The organism is Cupriavidus sp. MPR-AND1C (assembly GCF_058809705.1).
Genome location: NZ_JBXASU010000021.1, coordinates 78,947 through 99,908, shown reverse-complemented (window position 1 = coordinate 99,908; position 20,962 = coordinate 78,947). Strand labels below are relative to the sequence as shown.

Here is a 20,962-nt window from a genome sequence, read left to right as displayed (position 1 = left end):
TGCCACCCCCGGCCGCCCCCGGCCGCCCGGCGATAGGCAATACATTGGTATTCATGCAACTCTCCATCTCCCCCCCTGTCTCCCCAGTCTTTCGAGGCGGCATCAAAATCCATGGCTCGCGCGGCCGGCAATGCATGTCCGTCCTTGTGTTCCATGGCGCGGTACTGAAATGCCCTTGCATGCCGTGCCGGAGCACGGCATGCAAGGGGCCTGCTAGGCAGGCAGTTCGGTGGACGGCTTCAGCACCTTAGTCAACGATGGTGCCGTAGTTGATGCCGGCCAGCGGCACCAGGGCAGCATTGCCGGCAACCCGGTTGCCACGCATGAGACCGAAGTTCACACCGACCAGGCCCCCATAGTTCTGGGAGTAGAACGGCATGAAGCTGACCTTGCCGCTCGCCGTCGAGTAATCGACTTGGCCCTGATTCACGCCAATCAGGCCGCCCATCGTCACATAGCTGCCACCACTCACCGTGCCGGAAGCCGACGAAGCGCGGACCATGCCGTGGTTCTGGCCAACCAGGCCACCCACCATGCTGCGGCTTTCACCCCTGACGTTGCCGCTGGCCACGCCCGACGCGATCGCGGCACCATTGGTGGCGACGTTGGTGCCGACCAGGCCGCCGACAAAGCTGTTCGCGCCGGCAGAGACGTCGCCGCTCGCTTCCACCGCCAGCAGGTCGCCGCCGTTGTAGCCGACCAGGCCGCCGGTGTGGCTGTTGCTGCCGCCCGAGGTCTTGCCTCGCGCCACCGAACTCTGGATGGTGCCGCTGTAGTTGCTGCCGACCAGGCCGCCCACGTGGTTGTTGGCGCCGCCAGTCACGGCGCCGGCGGCTTCCGCGCCGAAGATGGTGCCGCCCTCGTTGCTGCCGGCCAGGCCGCCCACATCGATGCCCGCAAAATCCGTGACGATGCTGCTGGTCTTGACGTTGGTCAGGCTACCGTTCCGGTTCTGCCCCACCAGGCCGCCGATGGCCGCGGCACCGCGGCCGTCTACGCGGCCGCTGGTAGAGGCATCGGCAATCCGGCCGCTGCCGTCGTTGAGGCCAACCAGGCCACCGATCACGGCGTTGCCGGAAGCGGCCGTGTTACCGGCGGAGAAGGCGCGCTCGATGACGCCACCGTTGTTGTAGCCCACCAGGCCGCCCACGTTCAGGCCGCCGTAGACCGTGCCGACGGTGCCCCGGCTGGACGAATCGGCTATGTACGCGTTGGGCCCGGCGTTCAGCCCGACCAGGCCACCCACGCCGCCCATGGCCGTGCGCTGCATGAACCCCCCGATGGAGACATCCGACGTGCTGCGCGTCACGCTGCCCGCGTTTTCACCGACCAGGCCGCCGATCGACTGGGTCAGGCCGCTGCCAGACAGCCAGGAAGCGCTCACCGAAGCGCGGTCGATGGCGCCGCCGGCGAGGTTCCTCCCCACCAGGCCACCCATTGAATGGGCCCGCCCGGTGGTGCTATTGAGGCGCACGCCGGTGGCGGTGACGTTGGAGATGGTGCCGGAGTTCTGACCAACCAGCGCGCCCAGCGCAGCGGCGCCGGCATCGGCGGACGTCGCGGTGACTGACAACGCCGCCAGGCCGAGGTTGCTGATGCTGCCGGACGATGCCGAGAACAGGCCGGACGAAGGCCCGGTGCTGGTCACCGAGAGATTGCTCAAGGTATTGCCCAGGCCGTCGAGGACACCGTAGAACGTGCCGTAGTCACCGCCGATCGACTTCAGCGAGTTGCCGCTGAACCAGCCGCCGCTGATCGTGTTGCCCAGCACGTAGTAGCCGCCCAGATTGTCGTTGATGCCCTGCAGCTGCGCGAGGTTCTGGATCACGTTGTAGAAAAACCCGTTCGACTTGAACGATGCCCCCGTCCCGGACAAGGTGACCACCACGCCGCTGTTCAGGTTCAGCGCACGGCCATAGTTCAACTCCAGGCCGTTGCCGGCCCCGCTGAGCGTGACCTTGTTGTTCAGGTTGATATCGTTGGCGCCGGCGGCAGTCATGGCCATGCCGGCGTTGACGCCGGTGGCGCTCAGCGCTGCGTTCACATTGACATCGCCAGCCGAGGCCAGCGTCAGCTTGTTGCCGCTGTTCCAGCTGATCGGCGCGTTGACCGAAAGATTGCCGACGGTGCTGGCCAGCTCGATATTGGTGGTGGCGAGGTTGCGCGAGAGCGTGTCGCCAAACGCGGTGATTTCGCCACTGGCGGCGGTCTGGCCGACGTTGACATCCGTCGCGCTGAGCTTCCAGGTGCCCGTCTGCCCGTTGTTGGCCTGGGTGTTGACCTGGGTGGCCAACTGCACCTGCACATCGGCGCCGCGGGTCTCGATGGTGCCGCCGTTGCCCGGGCCGGCCATCGCGCTGGCGTTCAGGCTGCCGGACACGCGCACGACGCCGGCGCTGCCGCCGTCCAGCGTGATCTTGCCGGCATTGCCCTGCAAGGTCTTGGCCTCGATCATGCCCGTGTTGTTCACCACCGCCTGCTGCAAGCTGCCAACGGCGCGGGCCGTCATCAGCACCTGGCCGCCGTCGGCCTTGAGCAGGCCGCCGTTTTGCACCAGCGAGCCCACCAGGCCGTCATTCACCTTCAGGTTGAGCAGGTTGCCGGCATCGAAGCTCACGGTGAAGTCATTGCCGGCGCCTAGCGCCACCCGGCCCATCTGTGCCTGGACAAGGCCAGTGTTGTTCACCGTCCTGCCCAGCAGTGCCACGCTGCCGCCCGCAGCGGCGGTAATCCGGCCGGCATTGGCCACCGACCCGCCCGGGCTGCCGGCAAAGCGGTAGGTCCCGCTGTTGAAATCCGCGTTGCTGATGTCCTGCGTCGAGGCCACCAGGCCGCCCACGTTGACCTGGGCGGTCTGCCCGAACACGATGCCGTTGGGGTTGACCAGGAAAACGCGGCCGTTGGCATCGATCTGGCCCTGGATACTGCTGGCGCTCGAAGTGATCACGCGGTTGAGCGCGATCGAGTTGCTGTCGGGCTGGTTGAAGAAGACCTTCTCCCCCGCGCCAACGCTGAACCCGTTCCAGTTGATGATCAGCTTGTCGCTCGACTGGTTGATCGACATGTCCCGGCCATTGTTGAAGGACGCGACATTGCCGGTGCCCGACACGATCACATTGCCGGTCGGCAGGGCATGCGCCGGCGCAAGCGCCCCCAGCCCCAGCAGTGCCACGGCGGCGGCAATCACGCGCCTGGCGCCGCCAGACTTGCCGCGGCGGCGAGTCCCTTCGCTGGCAACGTTCCAGCATCCCTGCGTCTGGTTCCAGACCAGTGCATAGTTATTGTTCATATTGACCTTTCCTTGTTATTGAGAAAGCTGCAACCATCCCTGCAGCACGGGTACTGCTCCGACACGATCCACGGCGCGCTCAGAAGTACTGCGCGCCCTGAACCCAAAACCTGGGGCTGCGCACCGGCCCCCCGCTCAGGTCGCGCTGGCCCAGCGGCCAGGCCAGCGCCAGGCTGATCTGATGTCCCTGCCCGGCCCAAGCGCCCCCAATGCCCGCCCCCGTCAACCGGCGCGTATTGCGCTCCCTGGTCCAGGGCTGCTTGTTGATGTCCACCACGCTCTTGTCCATGAAGGCGCTCAGCTGCCAGCCGGGGGCCACCGCGTAGCGCAGCTCCAGGCTGGCCTGCCAGCCCTGGTCGCCGCTGCCGGCGCCGAGCGCGTAGGCGCGTACGCCATAGGGCCCGCCCATGCCGAACTTCTCCGAGCCGTCCAGGTTGCCGGCCGCCCATTGCGCATTGGCCTGGGCATAGAGCTGGAAGCGATGGCTCAGGCGCTGCAGGCGCGCCGCGCTCAGGTTCATCTTGCTGAAGCTGCCGCCAGCCTTTGCGCTGATCTGGTCAATGAACTCGGTGAGCGGATCGTCGATGCGAAGCCGTCCGGTGCTGTAGCTCACCGAGAACATGGTCTGCCCGCCACCGAACACGTTGTCCTGCCCGTTGCCGTTCACGCCAGCGGTCCACAGCCCCACGCGCTTGCCGACGTTGGTCTCGAAGACATCCATCTGGTCGCGCAGCCGCTTGTCGTCGTACTGCAGCTGGGCGCTGAGGTTGAAGGCGCGGCCGCGCAGCAGCGGCTGCGAGACGAACACGCTGCGGATGCTGGCGCGGCCGTGCGCTTCCAGCACCGAGAAAACCTTGCCGAGGTGATAGCTCATATCCGAGTACGACACGCCCACGCGCGTGGACCAGGGCCCGGCCGGCAACTGGTAGCCGGCGCGGTAGTAGCGCTGCCGCTTGTCGCTGCCAAGCACGCGCAGGCTCAGCTGATCCCCCAGCCGCAACGGGTTGTTCAGGTAGAAGCTGCCGCCCAGGCGGTATTCGCCGGTGTAGTAGCCGCCATAGTTGTCCGCCTCCAGGCTGCCGCCGGCCAGCGGTCCGGCCTCCGCCTCGACCAGCAGGTCGGTGGTACCGGGATCGGTGCCGGACTGCAAGGTGCCCTTGGCCTCGGCACCGGGGATATCGTTGAGCAGCAGCAGGCTGCTTTCCAGTTCCGCGCTATGCACCGCCTCGCCGCTGCGGAGCTTCGACAGCGGCTGGCGCAGCACGCCGTCAAACGCGCGCGACTTGTTCTGCAGCACGATCCGACCGTACCTGCCCTCCATCACCTCGAGCCGGACCATGCCATCCTCGATATCCTGCGGCGGCAGGAAGGCGCGCGCCAGCAGGTAGCCATGCTCGTGGTAATACGCGGTAATGCGGTCCGCCGCCGCGCGCAGGCCGGCGAGATCCTGCTCGCTGCCATTCAGGTCGCCCAGCAAGGGCAGCAGCTGCGCCGAGTCGAATACCTTGTTCCCGTCGATGCGAAAGCCCTGCACCTTCAGGCGTATCCCCGGCGCGGCGGGTGCGGCGGGCGCGGTGCCATCCTCCGCCTTGGGCAGGTCCAGCTCCACCCTGGACGGCACAGGCAGTTCCGGCCGCACGGTCTCGAGATCGCGCATGGCCTGCCCGGCCCTGGGTATGCCGGATACATTCGGCGCAATGGGCGAAGTGGGCGAAGTGGGCGCAGGCGCATTCACCTGTGCATGCCCCGCGACCGGCAGCAGCAGCATCAGGCCGACACCACAGGCACGCAACCCGAAGGCGCGGCGCGCAGCCCGCCCACCGCGCGCCCGGCAGGCTTGCACATCGACATCGACATCGACATCGACAAATTTTTTACGGCCAGCATTCACTTGATTTTTTCCCATGGCAATCCCATTCATTTCATGAGCGGCCCACTCGATGTGCATGCGCCGCTCTCAGCCCGATGGCGTTGGCCCTGCTCATCGAGCCACCCATCGGCCTGCATCGAAGCTACTTTTTGACGTTTGCATTCCCGGCGATCAGTTCGCCGCTGTCCTTGACGGCTTCGTAGCGCACCACTGCTTCGTCCGCGGCGGCGCCCTTCAAGCCGGGCAGCGTGAACCGCGTGACGCCAAGTGGCGCGATGGTCTGGCCATCCAGTTCCACCGATGCGCCCCCGCGCTCGACCTCCATCCGCGCCAGCGACACGTGGTATGGCGTAGGGTTGGTCGCTTCCAGGACCGCGCCGCCTGCCTTCCCGGCCGTGACGAACGCCCATGTCACCTGCCCGATGGCCTCGTCCGCAGTGCCAGGCAATCCTGGCGGGCGGAACAGCAGCTTCATGCGCGTGCGGTAAGACAAGCGCAGAAGAGTGGCGCTGTCCTCGGCCAGCGGTGGCACCTCCAGAAAGTTGATCCAGAACACCGACTCGCGATCCTCCGGCAGCGGCTCACCGGTGTAGCGCAGCCGGAGCACCGTCTTGCGCCCCGGGTCCAGCCTGAGCAACGGCGGCGACAGGATGAAGGGCACGCTTAGCCTGGCCGGATCGGCGTTGATCTCTCCCTGGTCCAGCCACGCCTGGACCAGGATCGGGCTGTCGCCCGCATTGCGCAGCCTCACGCTCAGCGCCGACAGATCGGCGGGGTAGACGAAGCGGGTGCCGATGATTGACAACGCCGCCAGCGCCCCGGCCGGCGCCAGGCACAGCAGCAAGGCCAGCATGGCCCCGGCGCCTCGCCACGGCCGCTTGCATTGGGGCCTGCGGCAGCTTCTGCCCGCGATGATCGGATTGTTCATGCTGCTCGGCCTTTCCTGGTTCCGCATGCCGGCCGGATTGCCCGGCGCTGCCGTCCTGGTGGTACTCGCTTGCCCGGCCCCGACTCCGGGTTGGTTCGGCCTCACGGACGCGCGGCCAGTTTTTTGCTGCCCACGCCACCGGCCGGCATTGGAAGGCACGGCAGGTCCAGCATCTCGTAGCTCCTGCCTTTCCCCGCCACGCGCGCGGGCAGGGTGTAGTCGATCACGCAGCGCTCTTCAGGCTTCTTGCCCCATTCGACGCGGATCGTGCCGCGGTCCTTCTCGGTGCGCACCACCAGGCGGCTGCCCTGGCCCACGGCGCCAATCTCGGTCCCGCCTTCGGCATCGATGGCGGTCGCGGCGAAGGGCAGCAACTCGCCATTGGGCATGCGGCTATTGATGAGCACGGCGCGCGCCCTGCGGGTTTCGTAGGTGAGCATCACCACCGAGCCAGCGCGCGGCGCGACGCTGCGCGAGGTCGTCTTCAATTCGACGTCCTCGCGCATGCCCTTGGGATCGACATCGATGCTGTTCAACTGATAAGGGATCAGGCTGGGTACGATCGCGTAGCCGCGCCGGTCCACGCTGGCGCCGCCGTAGCCGACCCGGGCGCCCTGCGCATCCGCCGCATGGACCACGCCGATGGTCTCGCCAAGGGTCTGTGCCATGGAAACGCCACCCGGATGAACCACCAGGCCGCCCTGCGCGCTGGCCGATGCCTGCCGGTAACCTTTACCCTGGCCAACGCTGGCGCCCAGCGTGACGTCAGGCAAGCGCCAGTTGATGCTGGCGTTGCCCGAAGTGGCATTGCTCCGGTCGTCATAGGTGCCGGAGAGCGAGTACGAGCCCTTGCCCTGCTGGTCGACGAGCCCCGAAACGCCGGAAGAAACCTGCGTACCGGCACGGTCGTCGTGCGTGACGAAGGTGTTCAGGACGGGCGCGCCGCGGGCGGACTTTCCCAGTGGAATCGACAGGTTGAGGCTGACCAGCGTGCTGTTGCCGCTGCTAGCTCCCCCATACAACGCCCCGCCGCCCCCCGCGTTCTGCACGCGCTGCACGGACACGGAATAGGTGTTGCCGCGCCACTGGTTGCTGTAGCCCAGCGTGAAACTGAGCGCCTGGCCACGCCGGTTCCAGTACTGGAGCGAAGAGCCGTTGAGGTAGACACTGCCGCCGCGCGCGCCAAGCTGCTGGCTGATATTGGCATCCACTCTGCTGCGCATGCGCGCGAAGGAATCGGGCGCCGCGCCGCGCTCGACGGCATCGTGCAGCATCAGCGCGTCGCGCAGGCCAAGATAGCCGCGCGTGGAATAGCGATACGCCAGCAGAGAGAAGTTGGTGCCGCTGTTCGGCAGGTTCTTGCTGTACGAAACACGGAAGCTGGAACCGCGCAGGCTATCGCCGTTTGGCACGGTGGCCCTGGCCCACGTGACGTCGGCGCCAAAGCCGCCGAAAGGCGTATTGAGCGCCCCGCCCAGCAGCCCGGACGCATAGTTGCTGGCGAAGGCCACGCCACCGTAGCCGGTGACCATGTTGTTGATGCCGTGCTGCACCGTGCCCTGGACGATGTACTGTCCACTGCCTTGCAGGGAGAGATCGCTGGCCCTGCCCGCGGTCACGCTGTAGCGCGTGACGCCAGGGCGCAGCAATTGCGCGGTAGTGGCGAAGGGCACCAGGAAAGTGCGCGCCTGCCCGTTGGCCTCCGTCACGGTCACATGCAGGTCGCCGCCGTAGCTGGCAACCTGCAGGTCATTGATCTCGAACGGCCCCGGCGCCACGGTGGTCTCGTAGACCAGAAAGCCGCGCTGGTGGACCGAGACCCTGGCGTTCGAGCCGGCGGTGCCGCGCACCACAGGCGCGTAGTAGCGCTGCGTCTCGGGCAGCATGCGGTCGTCGCTGAAGATCTGCGCGCCGCGAAAAGACACCGGATCGAACAGCTCGCCGCTGGTCGAGCTCTCGCCAACCAGCAGTTGCGAGCGCAGCGCGGGCAGGTCGGTCTGCGCATAGATATAGCCACGCTGATAGCGCGTGCCGGTGCGCGGCGCCCAGGTGACCGAGCCGTTGTGGCGCAGCCGCAGCGGCCCGAGGTTTGCCCCCAGGTTCAGGCCCGCGTAGGCCTGGGTGGTGTTGTGCGCCTGGCTCTGCGTGGTGAAGATATTGGTGCTGTAGTTGAGCAGCAGCGCCGGAACGCCACTGTCCCAACTCTGCGGATCGACATAGTTCTTCGATGTGGTCAGCCGCAGATAGTATTGCGGCACGGAGAGATAGATCGTCTGCTCCGACTGGTCGAACTTGAGTTCCGCGCCGGGAACATAGTTGCCGATATCGGCACAGACCAGGCCTTCCGGCATGGGGTTGGGCGGCCGTTGCGGATCCTGGCCGCGCGCCCGGCCAGCACCGCGTCGCTTCATGTTGAAACGGCCGCCTGGTGGCTAATTTGCCAATGCCTTTTCTTCCGTGTACCGGCCACCGTAGTCGTTGATGACTTCGTATCGGACCAGGGCACCGGGATGATTGCCGGGCTTTGCTTCAGGCAGTACGAAGGTTTCCTTGCCAAGCGGGGCCACCATGCCACCACCCGCGGAGACAAACTTGCCGTCCAGCCTGGCGTCGACCCGGCCGAAGGAAACGTAGTAGGGCGTAGGGTTGCTGACCTCCACGGCAAGCTGCTTCGCCGCCTTTCCACCCGGCCCCTGGCCATCCACGGTGGCCAGCTTCCAGGCAAGCTTGCCGGGAGCGGCATCGACGTCCGTCAGTTGCACTGGACGGAAGAAGACCTTGATACGGCTCCGGAAGGCGAACAGGAGCGCGTTCTCGCCGCCCTCCTTCTTCGAGGGTACCTCCAGCACGTTGAGCCAGAACACCGTCTCGCGGTCGTCCGGCAGTGGTTCCCGCGTATAGACGATGCGCAGCACCGCGCCCTTGCTCGGCTCGACCCGGCTGACCGCCGGCGAGAGCACGAAGGGAACCTTGACTTTCTCGGGCGGCACGTCCGCCTGGCCATCGTCCAGCCAGTTCTGCACGAGAACCGGCTCGCTGCCGGTGTTGTTCAGCCTTACGGTGACCTCGCGGGCATCGGATGGGAACACCAGCCGCGTACCCTGTATGACAATGGAAGCCTGCGCCACGCTGGCGCAGGCGGCGAGCGCCACAACGCCGGCGGCGGCAAGAAGTGAAGAGATGCGAGCGACCGACGTCATGGCATTCCTGGCAATGAAACCTGGCTCGATTTAGTAGTAGGCCATCGTGTAGCGGATGAACGAGTTACCCGCACCCGCCGTGACGGCGGGCGCCGTCTGGACATAGGCCGCGCTGTAGGTCAGCGTTGCGGTGTTGCCGGTGATCGTGGCCACCTGAGGGGCCGCCTGTGCCTGGTTCAGCGCGATCTTGCCGGTGGCACTGTTGCCGTTGTCGCTGACCTCGATCTGCACGCCTTGCGCCGCGGAGGAGCCCTGCAGAATCAGGTTGCCGGTGACGGGATCGATGTTGGCGGAGCCCGTATCAAAGGAGATGGAGGCCTTCGTTTTATCCTTGCAGGCCGTGCCGCCGCCCAGTACCAGGCTGAACGGCACTGCGGGGGATTTCGTGCCAACGGCGGTGAAGATGACAGGGTCCACGCGGCCCAGATCCACGGTGGTGCGATTGTTGGGCCCGGCCGGTTTGCCGTTGATGGTACAGGTGACGTCCGTGATGGAGCCGGTGAAGTCGAGCTGGCCGTCGAACGCATGCGACAGCGAGGGAGCCATGGCTGCCATGACCACGCAGCCGGCTGCGAGAGAGCCGAGAATAGTACGCTTCCCGAGAATGGTACGCTTCATGTGATTTCCTTCTTCCGTTGATAGTTGGGGCAATGAATCGGCCGATTAGACGCACCCCGATTTAAATACGGTCCACAGGGAACCGATGCACCGGCTTCCGAACCGAACCGCACCCTGCCTGACGCACTGAACGCCAGTTGCAGTCACGGAACGATACGAAGTGGCACTGAAGCCACTCGACGGTGACCAAATCATAAGTCTCATCAAATGAAATAAACCCAAGAAAATTCTTGTTTTTGATAAAAACAATTAAATCAACACTTGGAACTTCTGGCCATTCGTCATGCACAACGCGAAGCAACGCCTCGACGACATGCCGCCATCAACAAATGAAATCTGGGCACAGCGAGCAGTAAGCCCGCGCAGGTTTGCCTTCGCGCCCGCATCTTTTCTCGCGCGAATGGAGAGCGAATGGAGAGCGCGCGATGGATGCTCGAAGACCATCCATCACTGCCTATCGGTTTCCAGGCGACGAGGAGATCGGGGGGACAGACGTGGGCGGCCTCATTGGGGGCGCACTGTGGCCAGTGCGGGCCGATTCCCGGTGGTGGACACGGATCGGGAGGATGACATCGGGGCGTTGATGACGCGTGCGAATGCACTCGGCCAGCTGGCCGGCTGACTGATGTGTTCACCCCCAAGTGGGTGCGCCCTGCCGGGCGCTCCCACAAAAAAAAACCGCAGCACCAGGCTGCGGTTTTTTACACCGGGGCGCAAGCCCCGGCCAGGCAAGTGCTACCGCCCGATCAGATCTCTTCGTACAGCGGCAGCGTCAGGAACTCGGCAAAGTCCTCCGACGTGGACATCTGCTCGAAGATCTCGCCGGCGCGGTCATACGTCGTGGTGTCGCCACCGACGAATGCCTTGACCTTGGCCAGCTCTTCCGGGATCAGCGCGCGCACCATCTCGGCGGTCACCTTGCGGCCGTCTTCCAGCTTGCCCTTGGGCGAGCGGATCCACTGCCACACTTGCGAGCGCGAGATTTCGGCGGTGGCGGCGTCTTCCATCAGGTTGTGAATGGGCACGCAGCCGTTGCCAGCCAGCCAGGAGCCGAGGTAGTGGATGCCGACGTTGATGTTCATGCGCAGGCCGGCTTCGGTGATCGGGGTTTCCGGCTGGAAGTCCAGCAGGTCCTTGGCCGCCACGTTGACGTCGTCGCGCTGCTTGTCGAACTGGTTGGGCTTGTCGCCCAGCACGGCCACGAATTCCTTCATGGCCGGCTCGACCAGGCCCGGGTGAGCCACCCAGCCGCCGTCGTAGCCGTCGGTGGCGTCGCGCTTCTTGTCGTTGATGATGCCTTGCATGGCGATGGCGTTCTTCTCCGGATCGTTCTTGATCGGGATCAGCGCGCTCATGCCGCCGATGGCGGGCGCGCCGCGCTTGTGGCAGGTCTTGAGCAGCAGCAGCGCGTACGAGCGCATGAACGGCGCGGTCATGGTGACCTTGGCGCGGTCGGCCAGGCAGAAGTTCTTGTCGACCTTGAACTTCTTGATGCACGAGAAGATGTAGTCCCAACGGCCAGCGTTCAGGCCGGCGCTGTGCTCGCGCAGTTCGTACAAGATTTCTTCCATCTCGAAGGCGGCCAGGATCGTTTCGATCAGCACGGTTGCCTTGACGGTGCCTTGCGGCAGGCCGATTTCGTTCTGGGCCATGACGAAGACGTCGTTCCACAGGCGCGCTTCGAGGTGGCTTTCCATCTTCGGCAGGTAGAAGAAGGGGCCGGCGCCGCGTGCGATCTGTTCCTTGGCGTTATGGAACAGGAACAGCGCGAAGTCGAAAATGCCGCCGGAGACGCGCTGGCCGTCGATGGTGACGTGCTTCTCGTCCAGGTGCCAGCCGCGCGGGCGCACTTGCAGCGTGGCGATCTTGTCGTTCAGCTTGTAGTGCTTGCCGTTGGAATCCAGCGTGAGGGTGCGGCGCACGGCGGCCTTGAGGTTGACCTGGCCCTGCAACTGGTTGTGCCAGTTGGGGGTGTTGGAGTCCTCGAAGTCGGTCATGTAGCTGTCCGCGCCGGAGTTGAACGCGTTGATGACCATCTTGGCTTCGACCGGGCCGGTGATTTCCACGCGGCGGCAATGCAGTGCCGGCGGCACCGGCGCGACCTTCCAGTCGCCTTCGCGCACGCTCTTGGTCTGCGGCAGGAAGTCGGGCAGCTCGCCGGCGTCCAGGCGCTTGGTGCGCTCGACACGGGCGGCCAGCAGTTCCTGGCGGCGCGGCTCGAAGGCGCGATGCAGTTTGTCCACCAGGGCCAGGGCCGCCGGCGTGAGGATGTCTTCGTAGGCCGGCAGGATTTCGCCGGTAATCTTCATGCCCGCAGGCAGCGTGATGGCCATCAGTGTTCTCCTGTGATCGATGGTTGATTTAAGGTGCCCGCCGTCAAACCGCCGCACCTTGGGTGCGGACGAATTCGAGCAGGTCATTCATGTCGTGCCCGGTGCCGGAAGGACTCACATCGAGCCGCTCCGCCGGATGACCGGCACGATTGATCCAGAACGTGGTGTAGCCGTACCAGGTGGCGCCGCAAGCGTCCCAGCCATTGGACGAGACGAAGAGGATCTCCCCTGCCGGCACGCCAAACGCCTTGGGGCCCAGCGCGTAGGCCTCGGGCGCCGTCTTGTACATGCGCACCGCGTCGACCGACAGCACATGGTCGAACAGCCCGTGCATGCCGGCACTCTTGACCGAGATATCCAGCATCTGCGGATTGCCGTTGGAAAGAATGCCCAGCGGCAGCCCGGCTGCCCGCAGACGCTTGAGCGCGCCGAGGTTTTCCGGGAAGGCCGACAAGCACGCGTACTCCTTGAGCAGTTGCGCCTCCAGGGCCGGGTCCAGCAGCAGTTGCAGGCGCTCGGCCGCATAGCGCAGCGCATCCACTGTCAGCGCCCAGAACGGCTTGTAGTATGCGCCGTCGGGCGCGGCCATCGAGCGGATGCGGGTGTAGTCGATCTGACGCTCGCGCCACAGCAGCGCCAGCGCCTCGCCCTTGCCCGGAAACAATTGCTCCGCGCGCGCGGTGACGGAATACACGTCGAACAGCGTGCCATAGGCATCGAAGACGACTGCGCGGATCTTTTGCATGAGCTGGAGCGGTTCCTTTGGACAAACTCGGCATACCCGGCATACCCGGCATACCCGGCAGGCCAGCGCTACTGCGTGGGCCTGTACACCAATGAATGCATAGCATTGTAGGGAGACGTTGCAGTGCGGCAAAGTCGGTCGAGGTCACTTGATCTTTTACTTTTACCCCACTAATCTTCGCTAACGGTGTAAAGATAAGGCACCAAATCCACCCCATTGCCTCACCCACCCCCTGCTTTGGGCGGCATGAGGCACAAAACTGGCGAGCTTCGTGGATCATTTCAAACAATTGGAGACATTGGTCTCGGTAGCCGCACGGGGCAGTCTTTCCGCGGCCGCGGCGGCTGAAGGCGTGGCGCCGGCCATCATCGGCCGGCGCATCGACGCGCTGGAAGAGCGGCTGGGCGTCAAGCTGCTGCTGCGCACCACGCGCAAGATCAGCCTGACCTTCGAAGGCTCGGCCTTCCTGGAGGACTGCCAGCGCATCCTCAACGACCTGCACAACGCCGAGGCCAGCGTCTCGGCGGGCGGCGTCAAGGCCAGCGGCCATCTGCGCGTGACTGCGCCGGCGGGCTACGGGCGCAAGCACGTGGCGCCGCTGGTGCCGTTGTTCATCGAATCGCACCCGGATGTGACCATCACGCTGGACCTGTCGGACCGCGTGGTGGATCTCGTCAACGAGGGCTTCGACTGCGCCATCCGCCTGGGCGACCTGCCTGACTCCAGCCTGGTGTCGATCCGCCTGGCGGAGAACCGGCGCGTGGTGGTGGCGTCCCCGGATTACCTGGCGCGCCATGGCGTGCCTGCCCTGCCCGAGGATCTCACCCGTCACAACTGCCTGGCCTTCGGCGCCAGCGCCAACGTGCAGCGCGGCTGGGCCTTCCAGCAGGAAGGCCGCGCGGTCACGGTCAAGGTGGGCGGCACCATGGAGTGCACCGATGGCGCGGTGCTGCACGCGTGGTGCCTGCATGGCCACGGGCTGGCATGGCGCTCCTGGTGGGAAGTCGGGCAGGAAATCGCTAGCGGCCGGCTGGTCACGGTGCTCGACGAGTTCCAGGCGCCGCCAATCGGCATCCACGCTGTCTTTCCGCAGCGCAAGCACCTGCCGCTGCGGGTACGACTGTTCATTGACCACCTGAAGAACACCTATGGGAACCCGGCCTACTGGCGCCGCGCGGAACAGGCATCCGCCGCCGGCAAGCCGCAACTGGCAGTCAATTCATAGTCCGATTTGATTTAAGGCAATGCCGCATGCGCCACCCCTGCCTACAATGAAAGCTGACAGGTGCCGTGCGGCCTGCCTCCACCCAAAGGTAAACCCGGTCCATTCGCCCCAAAGGAGCCCAGCATGTTCAAGCACATCCTGCTACCCACCGACGGTTCGGAACTGTCCAAGAAGGCCATCGACGGCGCGCTGGAGCTGGCAAAGACAATCAACGCGCGGGTCACCGCCTATGTCTGCCTGGAAGAGTATCCCTACACACCGTTCAGCGAGATCGTGGTGGAAGCGCCGCAGGCCTTCAGGGACCGCATCGAAAGCCAGGCCAAGCTATACCTGAAGGAAGTGGAAACCGCCGCCCGGGCCGACGGCATCAGCTTTGACGCCGACATGTCCACCTTTGCGGTGCCCTACCTGGGCATCATCGACGCGGCCGAGCGCCATGGCTGCGACGTGATCTTCATGGCCTCGCACGGCAGGCGCGGCTTGTCGGGCTTGCTGCTGGGCAGCGAAACCCAGAAGGTGCTGACGCACACCGACATCCCGGTGATCGTGTATCGCTGAGCGCGCCCTGGCGACAAACGACAAAAAGGCTGGCCACCCCGAACAGGGCAGCCAGCCTTTTTGCTTGACCGGCCCGCCTATGGGGCAAGGCCGGCCCGGATCAGCTGCTCTTCTTGATGCGGTCTTCGATGTGCCTGGCGCGGTCGTCCGAGCCAGGGTGCGACGAGAACATGCTGGACTTGCCGCCATCGAGCTTGGCCAGCTTCTGGAACGCCGTGACCAGGCCACGGGTATTGGCCTTGTTCTTGGTCAGCACGTCGAACGAGTAGTCGTCGGCGGCGCTTTCCTGCGTTTGCGAGAATTGCGCGTTGATCAGTTGCTCGCCCATTTCGCCCAGCTGCGAGGCCGACAGCGCGGCAACCGTGCCACCGGCGGCGGCCAGCGCGCCGCGCGCCGCCATGGCGGTATACGCCACCTGCATCTTGTTCTTGGTGTGGCCAAGCGCCACGTGGCCAAGCTCGTGCCCCACCACGCCGCGCACTTCGTCGTCGGTCATCATGTCCATCAGGCCGCTGTACACACGCACGCAGCCGTTGGCCATGGCCCAGGCATTGACATCCTTGGTCAGGTAGACCTTGGCGTTGACGCTGGGCAGGCCGCTCGACTGCAGGCCCCCCATGATCTTGGTCAGGCGCTTGTTGTAAGTGCTGCCAGGGGCCGCAATCTTGTTGGCCTTGTCGAGCTCGGCGCAAGACTGGTCGGACATGGACTTGACGTCGCCGTCGCTCAACGAGGCCGCCTTGAGCAGCGAGGTGCCCGCGCCCATCATGCCGTCGACATTGGTGCCGGCGCAGCCGGCCAAGGCAGCGCAGAGCGCAAGGATAGCGGCGAGGGAAAGTTTGTGCTTCATGTTTGTTGCCTTCTTGGGATCGACACCGACCGGGTTGCTCGCCAGTGACTTGAGTGGAGATGTGCCGGCGGCTGGCCGGCGACCTGCGGTGTGGCTCTGCTTGCACACGGACAGCATCATATCGCCTAAAACATCTCAATCAACCATTAAATGACATAATTGCCACAGACACATTTTTTAACATTTTCCGCAGGCTGCCCCCAAAAAGCAAAAAACCGCGCCGTCCCTGAGAGGGAGACGGCGCGGCGCCTAATTGAGGGGCGTGATGGTCGCACGCCCTTCAAGATGACCGGCTATCGGGCCGGTCAGCCATTCCGCTTTTCGATCTCGCGATCTGAAGCCTCAGGCCACCTTCTTGTCGAAGAATTGTTCGTCTTCGGTCGAACCCTTGAGGGCGGTCGTGGACGACTGGCCGCCTTCGATGGTCTGGGTCACGGCGTCGAAGTAACCCGTGCCGACTTCGCGCTGGTGCTTGACAGCGGTGAAGCCCTTCTCGGCGGCCGTGAACTCATTTTCCTGCAGTTCGACGAATGCGCTCATATGGTTGCGGGCATAGCCGTAGGCCAGGTTGAACATCGAGTAGTTCAGCGAGTGGAAGCCGGCCAGCGTGATGAACTGGAACTTGTAGCCCATGGCGCCCAGTTCCTTCTGGAACTTGGCGATGGTGGCATCGTCAAGGTTCTTCTTCCAGTTGAACGACGGCGAGCAGTTGTAGGCCAGCATCTTGCCCGGGAACTTGGCGTGAACAGCTTCGGCAAATTTCTTGGCGAATTCCAGGTCAGGCTTGCCGGTTTCGCACCACACCAGGTCGGCCACTTCGGCGTAGGCCAGAGCACGGGAGATCGATTGCTCGATGCCCGGCTTGACGCGGTAGAAGCCTTCCACCGTGCGCTCGCCGGTGCAGAACGGGCGATCGCGCTCGTCCACGTCGGAGGTCAGCAAATCGGCGGCTTCGGCGTCGGTACGGGCGATCACCAGGGTCGGCACGCCGGACACGTCGGCGGCCAGGCGCGCGGCGGTCAGCTTGGCAACGGCTTCACGCGTCGGCACCAGCACCTTGCCACCCATGTGGCCGCACTTCTTGACCGAAGCCAGCTGGTCTTCGAAGTGAACGCCGGCTGCGCCTGCGTCGATCATCGACTTCATCAGTTCGAAGGCATTGAGCACGCCGCCGAAACCGGCTTCGGCGTCAGCCACGATCGGCGCGAAGAAATCGGTATCGCCCTTGCCTTCGCTCCACTGGATCTGGTCGGCGCGCTGGAAGGTGTTGTTGATGCGGCGCACCACTTGCGGCACCGAGTTGGCCGGGTACAGCGACTGGTCGGGGTACATTTCGCCGGCCAGGTTGGCGTCGCCTGCGACTTGCCAGCCCGACAGGTAGATGGCCTTGAGGCCAGCCTTGACCTGTTGCATGGCCTGGTTGCCGGTCAGCGCGCCCAGCGTGTTGACGAACGGCTCGGTGTTCAGCAGGTGCCACAGCTTCTCCGCGCCGCGGCGGGCCAAGGTGTGCTCGATTTGCACGGAGCCGCGCAGGCGCACGACATCGTCGGCGGTGTAGTGACGCGCGACGCCCTTCCAGCGTGGATTGGTATCCCACTCTTTTTGCAGGTTCCTTGCTTCGGTTTCGCGGGACATTTCACTCTCCTGGTGTGTAAAGCGGGGATGGCACTGGATACTTGCGACAGGCTTGGCGGACCGTGGCGCCGACTTGCCGGCAGGGGCGCTTTCGGGGGTGTTTCGGCGGCGCTGACCTGCTGGCCTCACCACCCCTGTTTTTTGCCGCTCAGGTTATGTGTCTTATATAAGAGTGTAGAAAAACACACCGCATTGCAACAGCTCCGAATGCGGTCCTTGATTAGTTTTTTTATCTTTTATAATCAAATATTTACAAGTTATTTTCCACGATGTGGCAGGCAGTCTTCCATCATGAGAAATGCCCGTTGTGCCACGCATCACCATTTTTTGCCGCGCAAAACATCCTTCCGCATTATGGAATTTCGGAATTTGGCGCCATCCGTGCCTGGCGCAATGCCAGCGGCTCCGGGCCACCATCGATATGGCCGGCCAGGTCACGCACCATCGCGGCCATGCCGGCTGGGTCCGCCAGCGGTAGCCAGTGCCGCGCGCCGACCTCCCGGCGCCACCAGCGCCCCACCCAGCGCGACAGATCCTCGGACAGCGCCGGCCTGACGTAGCGATCCAGCAGCGGCACGATCACCTGCACCGGCGCGTGCGCGTGGCGCTCGCCCGGTGAAAGCAGGCGCGGCAGCATATTGGCGCGGTACAGCGCCAGCCCGTGACGGCCATCCGCGGCCTGGGTGGGATTGGGATCCGCCTCGATGCCCTCGGTTTGCCTCAGGTAAAGCGGCCAGGCGCGGCCCATCCAGAGCCGCCAGCTTAGCTCGGGCAGCCACGGCAGGTGGAAGATATAGATGTACCAGGACGAGGCCATTTGCCGCAGCGAGCGCGAAAGCGCCGTGAACGACAGGCGCCGGTTTCCCCGCATCCAGTGGCCGACATGGTCCAGGCAAGGCCCGGAGCACGACGTATAAGAAGCGATGCGGCCACGCAGGCGCGGCTCGGTGACAAACTCCCAGCACTGGATCGCGCCCCAGTCATGGCCGACCAGGTGGACTGGGGCATTGGGAGAAACGGCGTCGATCACCGCGCTGAAATCTTCCGTCAGCCGCTCCAGGCGATAGGCCGCCACGCCCTTGGGCGCCGAAGAACCGCCGGCACCGCGCACATCGTAGGCCACGACGTAATAGTCGTTGGCCAGCAGAGGCGCCACGCCATGCCAGACCGCGCTGTTGTCCGGATAGCCGTGCACCAGCACCATGGCCGGGTGCGCGGGATCGCCCCAGGTCTTGACGGCAAGCCGCACACCGCCGGACTGGACAAATCGCTGGTTGGGAAGGGAATGGGGAGCGTGCATGCTTGACCATGACATCGGACGATGGAATGGTTGCCGATGCTACGCCAAGACCGGCCGCGCGGCGAGCGCACGGCATGGCGTTTCAAACGAGAGCGGGCTAGCGGGCGCGCCGGTAGGCCACCCAGTCTCCGGATGCAATGCGCGGCAGGCCCGCGACCGCGTCCTCGCCCACCGGGTAAAGCAGGCAGCTGACGGCTTGATCGCCAACCGCCACCATGCGTTCCTCGCGCACGAACAACGAGGCTTGCCCCGGATAGACCTCCTCGATCTCGTCGAGCACAGGTACCAGCGCGGCATCGACCTCGTACAAGTCGCCGGCCACGCCGGGCGCGGCGGCGTCCAGCACCAGCCCGGGATACGTGCCGAAGTCATAGAGCCGCCCCGCCACGGTCGCGCGGCCGATCAGGCGCGGCGCGGCAATGCCGTGCTTGCGCGCGGCCGCGTTAAGGTCGTTGACCTCGCCCGCGCGCAGCGTGCCATAGACAAAGACCACCGGCATGCTCAGCCCTCCAGCCTGGTGTCCGCCACCAGCACGCCATCGGCGTCAGCATAGATCCAGTTGCCGGGCCGCACCACGGCGCCGGGCATTTGCACCGTGACCTCGCGCTCGCCCACATTGCGCTTCTGGCTCTTTTGCGGATGCAGGGCCAGGGCGCGCACGCCGATGTCGCACACCGCAAGCTCCCCACTGTCACGCACGCAGCCATTGACGAGGATGCCGACCCAGCCGTTCTTCTCGGCCAGCACGCCGAGGTTGCCGCCCACCAGCGCGCAGCGCAGCGAGCCGCCGCCATCGACCACCAGCACGCGGCCGTTGCCCGGCGATTCGACCGTCTCGCGCACCAGCGAGTTGTCCTCGAACACCTTGAGCGTGGCCGCCGGGCCAGAGAACGCGGCGCGCTTGCCAAAATGCTGGAATACCGGCGACAGCACGCGCAGCGAGCCGTCGGCCAGGCGCGCCTCATTGGCGTCGCACAGGTCAGTGGTAGCAAAGCTCATGAAGGACTCCCGAATCGGAAAAGTGGAAATTGGATGCGGTGCGAATGCGTGCGTCAGTTCGTGTCAGCCGGCGGCCGCCCGCTTGGCCGCCGGCTTGGCCCCCACCGCGCGGCGGGAACGGTTGCCATTGCCAACCGTGACAGCGGTGAAGATCGCCAGCATCTGGAAAGCGCCGATCATGAAGAACACCCAGCTCGGCCAGTGCGCATCCATCAGCATGCCGAAGAACAAAGGCCCGCTGGCCAGGCCGATATCGAGGCCGGAGTAGACCACGCCATAAACCCGGCCCGTGGCGCCGGCAGGCGCTGCCGCACGCACCAGCAGGTCGCGCGAAGGCCCGGCCGTGCCCGCGCCAAAGCCGATCACGCCCATCAGCACCGGCACCATCACGGCCGGCAGCACGCCTAGCCCCACCACGATCGCGACCAAGCCCGACAGCGTGAAGCTCATCGCGATCAGGCGGTCGTGGTTGCTGGTGCGTGCCGCGGCAAAGCCACCCACGATCATGCCGCCCGCGCTGCACAACATATAGACGGTGTACGACGCCGTGGCGAGCGTCAGCGGCATGCCGTAGAGCTGGGTCAGTGCGGTCGGCGCGAAGCTCTGGATGCCGGAAAACGAAAAGGTGGTGACGAGGAAGAAGGCCCAGCAGATCCACACTTGCGGCAACTTCAGGAACGCCAGCATGCTGCCGCCCGCCTTGGCCGCCGGTGCGCCCGCCCTGGTCGCCGCTCCCGCGCCGGCGCGGGGATCCAGCACATGCCGAAAGGCCAGCAGCACGGCCAGCACGCCAAAGGCCACCGCCGAGGCGCTGGCGAGCGCGGTGCGCCAGCTGCCGAGCTCGGCAATGGTCACCAGGAAAATCGGCGCCGCGGCCCAGCCGAGGTTGCCCGAGATGCCATGCACCGAGAACGCATGTCCCAGCCGCGGCTGGGAAACATGCTTGTTGAGCAAGGTGAAATCGGCGGGATGGAACACGCCGTTGCCAATCCCCGCCACGCCCGCGCCAAGCAGCAGCATCGCATAGCTCGGGCTGATCGACAGCAGCAAGGCCGCCGCGCCCAGCAGCCCGATGCCGCCGAACAGCACCGGCGTCGCGCCAAAACGGTCCACCACGAAGCCCGACGCGGTCTGCACCACGGCCGACACGGCAAAGAACACCGTCATCAGCAAGCCCAGCTCCGCATAGCTCAGGCCGAACTCGGCCTTGATCCACGGGAACAGAGGCGCCAGCAGCAGGTGAAAGAAGTGGGAAACGCCGTGGGCCAGGCCGACCAGGCCGATGACCTGGGCGTCGTGGCGCAGCGGATTGCGAACGGGATCGAGGGTGGCGGCAGTCATCGGGCGGCTATCTGGCTGGGCTTGGCATGGCGCGCCGGCCATGCTGCCAGGCTCAAGAGGCGCGCTGCGAA

General features: G+C 65.2%; 17 protein-coding genes. 3 read left to right on the top strand and 14 right to left on the bottom strand.

The features are described from left to right. Positions 1-247 precede the first annotated feature (247 nt). Positions 248-3,289, bottom strand: a complete 3,042-nt coding sequence (locus AC1RWI_RS14475; RefSeq protein ID WP_492867116.1) for a two-partner secretion domain-containing protein — start codon at positions 3,287-3,289, stop codon at positions 248-250. 79 nt (positions 3,290-3,368) lie between these two features. Continuing rightward, positions 3,369-4,946, bottom strand: a complete 1,578-nt coding sequence (locus AC1RWI_RS14470; RefSeq protein ID WP_492867114.1) for a ShlB/FhaC/HecB family hemolysin secretion/activation protein — start codon at positions 4,944-4,946, stop codon at positions 3,369-3,371. 84 nt (positions 4,947-5,030) lie between these two features. On the opposite strand from AC1RWI_RS14470, the gene AC1RWI_RS14465 reads away from it, so the two are divergent. Further along, positions 5,031-5,312 (top strand): hypothetical protein, encoded by a 282-nt coding sequence (locus AC1RWI_RS14465; protein ID WP_492867112.1) that lies wholly within the window; start codon positions 5,031-5,033, stop codon positions 5,310-5,312. Here AC1RWI_RS14465 and AC1RWI_RS14460 read toward each other — a convergent pair. From AC1RWI_RS14460 to AC1RWI_RS14435, 6 genes are all read right to left on the bottom strand, one after another. Then, the gene (locus AC1RWI_RS14460) at positions 5,302-6,012 is read right to left on the bottom strand and encodes a fimbria/pilus periplasmic chaperone (protein WP_492867110.1); all 711 of its coding nucleotides are present in this window, start codon (positions 6,010-6,012) and stop codon (positions 5,302-5,304) included. The genes AC1RWI_RS14465 and AC1RWI_RS14460 overlap by 11 nt on opposite strands. A gap of 176 nt (positions 6,013-6,188) precedes the next feature. Then, entirely contained in the window at positions 6,189-8,498 is a 2,310-nt protein-coding gene (locus AC1RWI_RS14455) for a fimbria/pilus outer membrane usher protein (protein ID WP_492867107.1), read from the bottom strand. A gap of 21 nt (positions 8,499-8,519) precedes the next feature. Then, entirely contained in the window at positions 8,520-9,287 is a 768-nt protein-coding gene (locus tag AC1RWI_RS14450; protein WP_492867105.1) for a fimbrial biogenesis chaperone, read from the bottom strand. Between the two features lie 30 nt (positions 9,288-9,317). Further along, complete coding sequence (locus AC1RWI_RS14445) at positions 9,318-9,905, bottom strand: fimbrial protein (protein ID WP_043347068.1); 588 nt, start codon at positions 9,903-9,905, stop codon at positions 9,318-9,320. Positions 9,906-10,651: 746 nt separating this feature from the next. Beyond that, entirely contained in the window at positions 10,652-12,238 is a 1,587-nt protein-coding gene (gene aceB / locus AC1RWI_RS14440; protein WP_492867103.1) for a malate synthase A, read from the bottom strand. A 43-nt stretch (positions 12,239-12,281) separates the two neighbouring features. Beyond that, the gene (locus AC1RWI_RS14435) at positions 12,282-12,983 is read right to left on the bottom strand and encodes a haloacid dehalogenase type II (protein ID WP_043347073.1); all 702 of its coding nucleotides are present in this window, start codon (positions 12,981-12,983) and stop codon (positions 12,282-12,284) included. Positions 12,984-13,254: 271 nt separating this feature from the next. Between AC1RWI_RS14435 and AC1RWI_RS14430 the strand changes: the two genes are divergently transcribed. Both AC1RWI_RS14430 and AC1RWI_RS14425 read left to right on the top strand, forming a co-directional pair. Further along, positions 13,255-14,208, top strand: coding sequence for a LysR family transcriptional regulator (locus AC1RWI_RS14430; protein ID WP_043347077.1), 954 nt, complete (start codon positions 13,255-13,257; stop codon positions 14,206-14,208). A 123-nt stretch (positions 14,209-14,331) separates the two neighbouring features. After that, positions 14,332-14,766: a universal stress protein gene (locus AC1RWI_RS14425; protein ID WP_006161942.1), complete on the top strand. Its 435-nt coding sequence runs from the start codon at positions 14,332-14,334 to the stop codon at positions 14,764-14,766. A 100-nt stretch (positions 14,767-14,866) separates the two neighbouring features. Here the strand turns inward: AC1RWI_RS14425 and loiP are convergent, their stop codons facing one another. The 6 genes from loiP to AC1RWI_RS14395 form a co-directional block, all read right to left on the bottom strand. Then, positions 14,867-15,616 (bottom strand): metalloprotease LoiP, encoded by a 750-nt coding sequence (gene loiP, locus AC1RWI_RS14420; protein WP_492867100.1) that lies wholly within the window; start codon positions 15,614-15,616, stop codon positions 14,867-14,869. A 342-nt stretch (positions 15,617-15,958) separates the two neighbouring features. Then, positions 15,959-17,251 (bottom strand): isocitrate lyase, encoded by a 1,293-nt coding sequence (gene aceA / locus AC1RWI_RS14415; RefSeq protein WP_043347080.1) that lies wholly within the window; start codon positions 17,249-17,251, stop codon positions 15,959-15,961. Positions 17,252-17,603: 352 nt separating this feature from the next. Beyond that, a complete protein-coding gene (locus AC1RWI_RS14410) occupies positions 17,604-18,551 on the bottom strand; it encodes an alpha/beta fold hydrolase (protein ID WP_236701909.1) in 948 nt (315 codons plus the stop codon). Between the two features lie 97 nt (positions 18,552-18,648). Beyond that, positions 18,649-19,050, bottom strand: coding sequence for a gamma-glutamylcyclotransferase family protein (locus AC1RWI_RS14405; protein ID WP_492867097.1), 402 nt, complete (start codon positions 19,048-19,050; stop codon positions 18,649-18,651). Positions 19,051-19,052: 2 nt separating this feature from the next. Beyond that, the gene (rraA, locus tag AC1RWI_RS14400) at positions 19,053-19,550 is read right to left on the bottom strand and encodes a ribonuclease E activity regulator RraA (RefSeq protein WP_043347086.1); all 498 of its coding nucleotides are present in this window, start codon (positions 19,548-19,550) and stop codon (positions 19,053-19,055) included. A 63-nt stretch (positions 19,551-19,613) separates the two neighbouring features. Further along, complete coding sequence (locus AC1RWI_RS14395; protein WP_492867095.1) at positions 19,614-20,891, bottom strand: MFS transporter; 1,278 nt, start codon at positions 20,889-20,891, stop codon at positions 19,614-19,616. Positions 20,892-20,962: the final 71 nt, after the last annotated feature.

What these genes read in the sequence shown, in the direction of transcription:
- AC1RWI_RS14475 (WP_492867116.1), bottom strand. Translation starts at nt 3,289, where the DNA reads ATGAACAATAACTATGCACTGGTCTGGAACCAGACGCAGGGATGCTGG.
- AC1RWI_RS14470 (WP_492867114.1), bottom strand. Translation starts at nt 4,946, where the DNA reads ATGCGCGATCTCGAGACCGTGCGGCCGGAACTGCCTGTGCCGTCCAGG.
- AC1RWI_RS14465 (WP_492867112.1), top strand. Translation starts at nt 5,031, where the DNA reads ATGCCCCGCGACCGGCAGCAGCAGCATCAGGCCGACACCACAGGCACG.
- AC1RWI_RS14460 (WP_492867110.1), bottom strand. Translation starts at nt 6,012, where the DNA reads ATGCTGGCCTTGCTGCTGTGCCTGGCGCCGGCCGGGGCGCTGGCGGCG.
- AC1RWI_RS14455 (WP_492867107.1), bottom strand. Translation starts at nt 8,498, where the DNA reads ATGAAGCGACGCGGTGCTGGCCGGGCGCGCGGCCAGGATCCGCAACGG.
- AC1RWI_RS14450 (WP_492867105.1), bottom strand. Translation starts at nt 9,287, where the DNA reads ATGACGTCGGTCGCTCGCATCTCTTCACTTCTTGCCGCCGCCGGCGTT.
- AC1RWI_RS14445 (WP_043347068.1), bottom strand. Translation starts at nt 9,905, where the DNA reads ATGAAGCGTACCATTCTCGGGAAGCGTACTATTCTCGGCTCTCTCGCA.
- aceB (WP_492867103.1), bottom strand. Translation starts at nt 12,238, where the DNA reads ATGGCCATCACGCTGCCTGCGGGCATGAAGATTACCGGCGAAATCCTG.
- AC1RWI_RS14435 (WP_043347073.1), bottom strand. Translation starts at nt 12,983, where the DNA reads ATGCAAAAGATCCGCGCAGTCGTCTTCGATGCCTATGGCACGCTGTTC.
- AC1RWI_RS14425 (WP_006161942.1), top strand. Translation starts at nt 14,332, where the DNA reads ATGTTCAAGCACATCCTGCTACCCACCGACGGTTCGGAACTGTCCAAG.
- loiP (WP_492867100.1), bottom strand. Translation starts at nt 15,616, where the DNA reads ATGAAGCACAAACTTTCCCTCGCCGCTATCCTTGCGCTCTGCGCTGCC.
- aceA (WP_043347080.1), bottom strand. Translation starts at nt 17,251, where the DNA reads ATGTCCCGCGAAACCGAAGCAAGGAACCTGCAAAAAGAGTGGGATACC.
- AC1RWI_RS14410 (WP_236701909.1), bottom strand. Translation starts at nt 18,551, where the DNA reads ATGCACGCTCCCCATTCCCTTCCCAACCAGCGATTTGTCCAGTCCGGC.
- AC1RWI_RS14405 (WP_492867097.1), bottom strand. Translation starts at nt 19,050, where the DNA reads ATGCCGGTGGTCTTTGTCTATGGCACGCTGCGCGCGGGCGAGGTCAAC.
- rraA (WP_043347086.1), bottom strand. Translation starts at nt 19,550, where the DNA reads ATGAGCTTTGCTACCACTGACCTGTGCGACGCCAATGAGGCGCGCCTG.
- AC1RWI_RS14395 (WP_492867095.1), bottom strand. Translation starts at nt 20,891, where the DNA reads ATGACTGCCGCCACCCTCGATCCCGTTCGCAATCCGCTGCGCCACGAC.